Below are 8,038 nucleotides of genomic sequence, written 5' to 3' on the forward strand. Positions count from 1 at the left end.
TGGCTCAGGCTGCGCGGGTTTTCCGGATCGTGCTGATAGCGCTCGAAGCGCTCGGTCTTCCGGTCGAAGCGGTTCAGCCCATTGTTGGTGCAAACCCAAAGGATGCCTTGCGGGTCCTCGTAGAGGGCGTGAACCAGGTTCCCGCTCAAGCTGTGCGGATCGCGCGTATTCGGCTTGAACACCTTGAACGAATAGCCTTCGTAGCGGTTCAGGCCATCCCAGCTACCGACCCGGATGAAGCCCTGCCGATCATGCAGAAAAGCCTCCACCGTGCCCTGCGACAGCCCGTCGTCCGGAGTCAGATACTCGAACCTGATGCGCGGTCTGGCACTGCTGCCAACGGTGCTTTCGCCGGCTTCCTGCGCGCAAGGAGAAGACAGACCCAGCACGAGGCCAGGAAAGGCCAGGCAGATTCGTGCGACCACGCTGATCGGCGTCATGCTTTCATTGCCTGGCTTTCCCGGCTCGTGTCAGAGACGCGCAGCGCTTTTCTCGCCGCCAGGCAAGCTGGCCGTTGCGCCTGTCTTTCAAGTCTCGCTCCCGGGAGAACGGCGGATCGCGTGCAACACGCCGGCGATCCCGGCGTAGTCGAAGTCATCGGCCAGCGCTTGCAGTCTGGCGCCAGCCGCCGGGTCTTGCGCGCCGACTTGCCGGACCAGTCGCTCGACCTCGTTCATGTCGGTGCGCGTTGCTGCATCTTCCAGGAGGGCAAGCAGATCAGCGGGAAGCAATCGCAAGGCGTCGGCCAGCGCGTCGCCGTCCAGCGCCGCTGGAGTTGCCGCCGCCTCGCCGTAGATGTAGCGCACACCCAGATGCTTCTCGATCAGTTCGAGCAGTGCAGCCGCGCGATAGGGCTTGCGCAGAAAGTCGTCGCAGCCCGCGGCCAGAATCTCGGCGCGCTCCTCCTCGAAGCTGCTCGCGGTCAGCGCGATGATCCGGGTCTCTGCCCCACCCGGAGCCGCCTTGATCCGCCGAGTCGCCTGCCGCCCGTCGAGCTTGGGCATCCGCATGTCCATCCAGATCAGGTGCGGGTGCCAGCGCTCCCAGGCCGCGATCGCTGCGTGGCCGTCGCCCGCCTCCTCGACCGCGAAGCCGAGCGGCGTGAGCATCTGGACGAGCAGCCGTCGACTGTTTGCGTCGTCGTCGGCAACCAGGATGCGCCAGACCGTTTGCCCGGGCGCCAGACCGAGTACCGGACGGCTGTCCGCTGCGGGTAGCGCCTGCTCGCGCGTCGCCTCGTGGGCGTCGACGGTAAAGCTGAAGGTGCTGCCCACCCCGGGCGTACTGCGCACTTCGATTGCGCCGCCGAGCAATTCGGCGAACTGACGGGTGATCGCCAAGCCAAGACCGGTTCCTTCCTCGGCCTTGCGGCCACTGGCCGACTGAGCAAAGGGCTGGAACAGCCCGGCGAGTTCGTCGGCGGCAATGCCCGGACCGCTGTCGCTCACCTCGAAAGTCAGCCGCAGCGCTCGCCCAGGCTTGTCGTCCGCGGCAGCCTCGGCGTCGGCCGGAGCACTCGATTGCGCGCGCAGAATCACTCCACCGCGCTCGGTGAATTTGAACGCATTGTTCATCAGGTTGATCAGCATTTGCCGCAGCTTCAACTGATCGGTGCGCACCAGCCGTGGCAGGCCGGGCTGTTGCTCGACGAGCAGCGCCAGCCCCTTGTTTGCCGCAGCGAGCGCGAACATTTCCTTGAGCCCGCCCAGCATCTCGTGCAGGTCGAAGTCGCTCGGGTTGACCGTCGTTCGCCCGGCCTCGATCCGGGAAAGATCGAGCACGTTGTTGATCAGCGTCAGCAGGTGTTCGCCACTGCGGTGTACCGTCGCCAGATGTTCGGATTGGCCGGCCGAAAGGCGTTCGCGACCACCGGCGGCGTCACGCAACAGCATTTCCGAATAGCCCAGCACAGCGTTCAATGGCGTGCGCAGTTCGTGGCTCATGTTGGCAAGGAACACGCTCTTGGCGCGATTGGCTGCTTCCGCCGCGTCTTTCGCTTCGGCCAGCGAATGGGTGCGTTCGGCCACCTGAAGTTCCAGCTCGCGATTGCGGCGCTGGATGGCGCTGACCCGGCGGTAATAGGCGCCGGCCAGCAAACCGATGGTGAGCAGCGCCGCCAGCGTTCGCGCCCACGCCGTTTTCCACCAGGGCGGCGTGATGACGACTTCGACGACCTGCCCTTCGTCGTTCCACACCCCGTCGTTGTTGGCTGCCTTCACCCGAAATATATAGGTTCCCGGATCAAGGTTGGTGTAGGTTGCCACACGGCGCGAGCTGTCGACGTGAATCCAGTCGCGATCGAATCCTTCCATCCTGTAGGCATAGCGGTTTTTCTGCGGGAAGCGGTAGTTCAATGCCGCGAACTCGAAGGAAAAGACCGATTGCCAGTACGGCAGCACAACCCGTCGTGTTTCCGTAATGCTCTGCTGGAGCGGCGAATCCGGGTCGCCGACGACAGCCGAGCGGTTGAAGATCTGCAGATCGGTCAGGACGACCGGCGGCACCTGATCGTTCGTCGCGATGTTTTCCGGATCGATGACGTTGAAGCCGTTCTCGCCGCCAAACATGAGCAGTCCGCGGCGCGACTTGTAGGCGGAGCTGTTCAGAAACTGGTTGCCTTGCAAGCCGTCGCTGCCGTCATAGGTCGTCGTCGCACCGTTTGCCGGATCAAAGCGAGTGATTCCGCCATCCGCCGTTCCCAGCCAGAGTCGTCCCCGATCGTCTTCGAGAATCGTGTTGATGCGGTCGCTGGCCAGGCCGTCCTTCCGCCGGTAGACGGTGAAGCGTTCAGCGCGCGGATCGAAGCGATTGAGTCCGCCGCTGGTGCCCACCCAGGCCTCTCCGGTTGACCCGAGGTGTATGAACCAGACCTCGTTGTTGCTCAGGCTGGCGGGATTGCCGGGATCGTTCTCGTAGCGCCGGAAGGTGCCCGTCGTCGGGTCAAAACGGTTCAGTCCGCCACCCCACAACCCCAGCCACAAGCCGCCGGCAGGATCGCACTTGAGGCTGGTGATGATTCCCTTGCCCAGGCTGTTCGCATTACCCGGATCGTGCCGATACGCCGTGAACTTCCCGGTGCTGGCATCGAAACGGGCGACACCGCCATAGCTGGTTGCCACCCAGAGGTTTCCGTCGCGATCCTCGCAAGTGCCGCGCGTATCGTTGAAAGGCAGACTGCCCGGGTCCTTCGGGTCGTGCACGTAGCGCGTGAAGGTCGCGCTGGCCGGGTCCATTCTGTTCATCCCGTCGCGCGTGCCGACCCAAAGCGCCCCGTGCCGGTCCTCGTAGATGTTGTAGGCCGAGCTGCCGCTCAGACTCCGGGGATCGCTCGGGTCATGCCGATAATGGGTGAACTTGCCCGTAGCCGGGTCCAGGCGATTCAGCCCGCTGCCTTCGGTACCCGCCCAGACGATCCCGGCGCGATCCTCGAACAGGTTCCAGACCGAACCGTTACCCAGACTGGCGGGATCATCCGACTTGTGGCGGTACCACTGAAACTTGGCGGCGGCGCGGTCCAGGCGATTGACCCCTTTGCCCAGCGTGCCTATCCACAGGGCGCCCTGCCGGTCCTCGTGCAGTTCGCCGATCATGCTGTGACCGATGCTGGCTGGATCAGCCGCGCTCGGCACATAGCGGGTCAGGTGGCGCCGCTCCGCGTCCAGGGTATACAGCCCTCCGGTCAGCGTGGCGATCCACAGAACGCCATCGCGCGTTTCCAGCAGCGCAAAGACGAACGCCTCGGCCAGACTGGCATCCGAATCGTAGCGCGTGAATTTTCCCGTCTTGGCATCGTAACTGTTCAGGCCCTTGCCAATCGTGCCCACCCAGAGAACGCCCTGGCGATCCTCGTAGATCGACCAGACACCGTCGCCGCTCAGGCTGTTGGCGTCGGCGGGATCGTGCCGATAGTGCACGAATCCGCCGCTCGCCGGATCGAAGCGATTGAGCCCGCCCCCCTGAACACCGACCCACAGATTGCCCGCGCGATCCAGATGTAGCGCCCGTCCCTCATTGCCGCTCAAACTCTTCGGGTTGGCCGGGTCATGTCGGTAGTTCACGAAGCGGCCGGTCTTTCGATCCAGCCGGTTCAGTCCGCCGTCGGCGGTCAGCACCCAGAGACCGCCTTGGCCGTCGTCGAGCATCCGGAAGACATCGCGCCCGCTGATGCTTGCGGGATTGGCGGGGTCGTGCGCATAGCGCGTGAAGCGCTCGGTCGTCCGGTCGAAGCGGTTCAAGCCCAGGTTGGTGGCGATCCACAACGCGCCGTCGGCATCCTCGATGATGTCGTGTACTGCATTGCCGAGCAAGCTGTGCGGATTATCCGGATCCGGCCGGTAGGTCTTGATCCGGTAACCATCGTAGCGGTCCAGTCCGGCGCCGGTACCAAACCAGAGAAAGCCTTTCCGGTCGGCAAGAATCGCCTCCACATTGCCATTCGAGAGACCCTGATCCATCGTCAGGCGCTCAAAGCGCGGTTCGCGGCCACCCGCGATGGATGGGGCTGAATCGGCCAGGACCGGCTGTTGCAGCAACCAGGCCAGGAGCAGGATCAGGTAGGGCTTAAAGGACATCGCATTCTCCGCAACTTGCGTCGACATTGCTGTTTACTCTTCCTGGCAGCACGGCAAGATGATTTGCCCGCGCGCGACCGTCGCCATGGCGCGCCTGTGCACCGGCCGACGCGTGGCATGCGGGCCGGCAACGCCTCCCGGCCCGCAAGCTGCGGCAGGTGTTCCGCTCCATTTTCCGGCGGCAAGGACGGACCGGGAAACGCTCAGAAAACCCCTCGTCGAGCCAGCGCATCCGGCTTCAGGTTGAGCTTGGGGAGCGCCTGCTGGCGAGGTTGAAACGACAGACCCGGATCGCCGAAGTGTTGATCGAGCGCATACATGTTCTTCTCCAGATCGTAAACCCAGTAGCAACGGGGAATCTGCACCTGAACGTCGTAAAGCGGCATCCCGGGCCGGAACAACCCGCGGACGAGCTTGCCCGTAGCGTCATACTCATCGCTCATCCCCGCGCCGCTCCAGTCCTCGTCCAGATAGAACACCTTTTTATGATGCTGATTCTTCTTGCCCGGCCTGATTGTCGCCTCGACCACCCACACCCGGTGCCACTCCCAGCGCACGAAGTCCGGATTCAGGTGCCCCGGAGTGAGTATGCGTTCCGCCGGCGTTTCGAAGAAAAGCGCATGCGTATTGTAGGGAATCAGCATCTCGCGCTTGCCGAGCAGTTTGAAGTCGAACTGGTCGAGCGGACCGGTGAACAGATTGTCCTGGTCGAAGGTGACCAGGCTGCCCAGCGAGCCCAGACCCAGGTCCGGCGGGAGGCCGGTTACCTCGCGCACGCGCCGGGTCGCTGGGTCGTAATCCCAGATGCGGCGCGGCTCGACCGTCGGGTCGAGCGTCTGCGTGTCGAGCACGGCAAACCCCGAGCTACCGGCCGGAACACTCCAGTTGTAGACGTGCTGATGGTAAAAGGAGCCGTTCTTTTTGTGCTCTTCGGCGCTGCTCGCCGGATCGTAGTAGCTGTTCTGGAAGGTGAAGTGCCCGGCCCATTTGACCGAACGGCCGCTGCCATCAACTGACCAGAGGGTCGCATAGGCGTCGTAGGCGACGCCGGTATTGATCAGCAAGTGATTCCACAATACTTCGTTGCCCGTCTTCGGAATCGGGAACGGGATGCCGCCATACGCTCCGTCCAGCGCCACGCCGTCCTTGATCAGCCGCGCGCTGGTCGCGTTCTTGCGCGTGTTCTCGAGCACCCAGGCGGGATACGCGACGCTGCGGTGGCTGGGATAGACGTCCATTCGGTAGTTCGGGTAACGCTTGAACATTTCCTTGCCGGTCTCGCTCAGCGCGTCGCGGTAGCGCTCCAGATTCTCAGCGTTGACCGTAAAGAGCGGCTTTTCGTCCGGATACGGGTTGGTCCATCGCCCCGACCCAGGTTTGAAACCGGGCGGCGTCGTGTTGGTCGGCAAGCCGCCGCTGTAGGCCGGGATCGTTCCGGACGCATTGCCGGCCTTTTCTGCGCCAAAGGCGGTCAGACTTGTACCGAGTTGGGCCGCCTCGTCGGCGCTGACACCGCCTTGGACAAGGCCGGCCTGGAGGAACGCGATGACGACGAGGAGAGAACTCGCGCGACGGTTCAGTTTCATGGGGTCTCCTGTTGGGTAGCGTTTAGAAGCTTGCTTGATAGGTGAACGACAACCAGCCTTTGTCCCGCAAAGGTCCGCCAAGGATCAGCGAACCAAAGGGAGAATCCGCCGTGCGCCTGATCTTGTGCTCGTAGCCGGTGTAGGTCAGGTCGAACTGATGGCGGGACTGAATCTTGGCCGTCAGCCCGACCTTGTAGACCGCAAAGCCGGCAACGCCGCCGCCGTTCGAGGGCGCGTTGCCGCTGATTCCGCGCGAGTAGAACATGGGCATGCTCAGGTCGACATTGGGATAGACCTGGTTCCAGGCCGGCGTAAAAGCCACGCCGAAAGTGAAGAATTGCTTGTCCGCGCAACCCTTGATCAAGGCGTCGGAAGCGCAGGCGGGATCGTAGCCCTTGGCAAAATACAGTTGTCGGTTATGCGTGACGCGGTCGAGACGATTCCACGCCAGTTCCGTGGCCAGAAAAGCCGAGTCGTAAAGCGCGCTCGGGCTGAAGCTGACGACGCCGTTCAGCACCCCATGCCAGGTGTTGCCGCGCGCGCCTTCATACCGACCTGCCGCGCCCGCCGAGCCGGAACTGCTCAGGGGATCGTCAAAGCGGTACGACAACTCGGCACCGGCGAGCAGCCAGCCGATCCTTTTCACCACGGTGACGCCGAGCAGGCCGATATCGCGCGCATACACCGCCCGCGTCTGGCCGGCCTCGGCGGGCTGAGCCAGCCAACCGTTCTTGTCGTCAAAGCGCCGCGCGTACACGCCGAGCGTGCCATCGAGCCATTCCGGGCTCCACTTCAGGCCAAGGCCAAGATCGTCGCCCTTGCCCTTGATCATCGGCAGGCGGTTGACCTGCGGACCCTGATTGACCACGTCGACCCCGAAAAATGTGCCGGCTTCCGGAATGCGTGTCGGCTTCCACTCGAATCCGACTTGAGCCAGGAGCGAAAGCTCGGGGCTGAGCTGGGCAATCGCCGAGGCCTGGGCAACCGGCAATGCGGTTTCCTTGGCCGAAGCGCCAGGGTTGGTCACGCCTTTCATTCCATCGCTGGGGGCTTGGGAGAAAGAGATTGCATGCGTACTGCCAAACAGCGATTCGCCCCAGACCAGCGCATGCCGCCCCAGCTTCACGTTCCAGACGGTATCGCCCAGGTCGACGACGCCATAGACAAAGGCGTCGAGGAGTTCGCCCGAAGGACCGGCGTAATAGCGCCTGACATAGGGAGAGAACTTGTCGTTGACGTAGCCGCTGGGCACAAGATTTGCGCCCAGCGCGCCGGGGTTGCTGTGCACCCGATCACCGTAGGCGGTGTCGTACCAGGCGGCGGCAGCGACGCGCAGACCGTATCGTCGCTGATAGACGACATCGAGCTCGCTCAGCCAGTCGAGCCGATTGGTGATCGTATCGTGCCGGTCGAAGATCGCGTCGCCCTGGTCGAAGATCGCGTTGTTGGCAATCCGCGGATCGCGGCTCTGCATGCGCATCGCCCAGTTGTAGCGCAGCGTGTTGTTCCACACGACCTGCCAGTCTGGCGAACCGGTATCGACGGAAAACGCCAGGGCCGGCGATGCGCATTGCAGGAGCGTGCCGAGAACGGCGCCAGCACAGCATGGCAGCTTCGCTATTCCGATCGCTGTCGCAGGTTTGGCCCGCATCAGGGGCGCGACAGAGCGCGACCAGCGGATTTTCATTTGATTTTCTCCTCGAGCAAACAAACCGTTCGTTGAAGAGCGGGATCTTGCCAACTCAGGTAGCGGGTAGAGCACGCGTGATTGCCCACCCGGGCGCCCGCACAAGCGGTTTCGGCAACCCGCATTCGATCGACTGTGGCACGTCTTGGTGGGCCAGCGGCGTCGTTGCGACGCCGACCACCGGCAAAGAGCGG

4 protein-coding genes are annotated in these 8,038 nt (G+C 63.4%); all 4 read right to left on the reverse strand.

Features of this window, described 5'->3' with window-relative positions; genetic code table 11:
* Nucleotides 1–440, reverse strand: a 440-nt coding sequence (locus RKP46_RS03245; protein WP_311105293.1) for a two-component regulator propeller domain-containing protein, incomplete at its 3' end; no start/stop codon positions are given.
* Between the two features lie 87 nt (nt 441–527).
* Entirely contained in the window at nt 528–4,571 is a 4,044-nt protein-coding gene (locus RKP46_RS03250) for a two-component regulator propeller domain-containing protein (RefSeq protein ID WP_311105294.1), read from the reverse strand.
* A gap of 203 nt (nt 4,572–4,774) precedes the next feature.
* Complete coding sequence (locus RKP46_RS03255) at nt 4,775–6,157, reverse strand: DUF1329 domain-containing protein (protein ID WP_311105295.1); 1,383 nt, start codon at nt 6,155–6,157, stop codon at nt 4,775–4,777.
* Between the two features lie 22 nt (nt 6,158–6,179).
* Entirely contained in the window at nt 6,180–7,844 is a 1,665-nt protein-coding gene (locus RKP46_RS03260; protein WP_311105296.1) for a DUF1302 family protein, read from the reverse strand.
* Nucleotides 7,845–8,038: the final 194 nt, after the last annotated feature.

Source organism: Accumulibacter sp. (assembly GCF_031732815.1).
GTDB lineage: Bacteria > Pseudomonadota > Gammaproteobacteria > Burkholderiales > Rhodocyclaceae > Accumulibacter.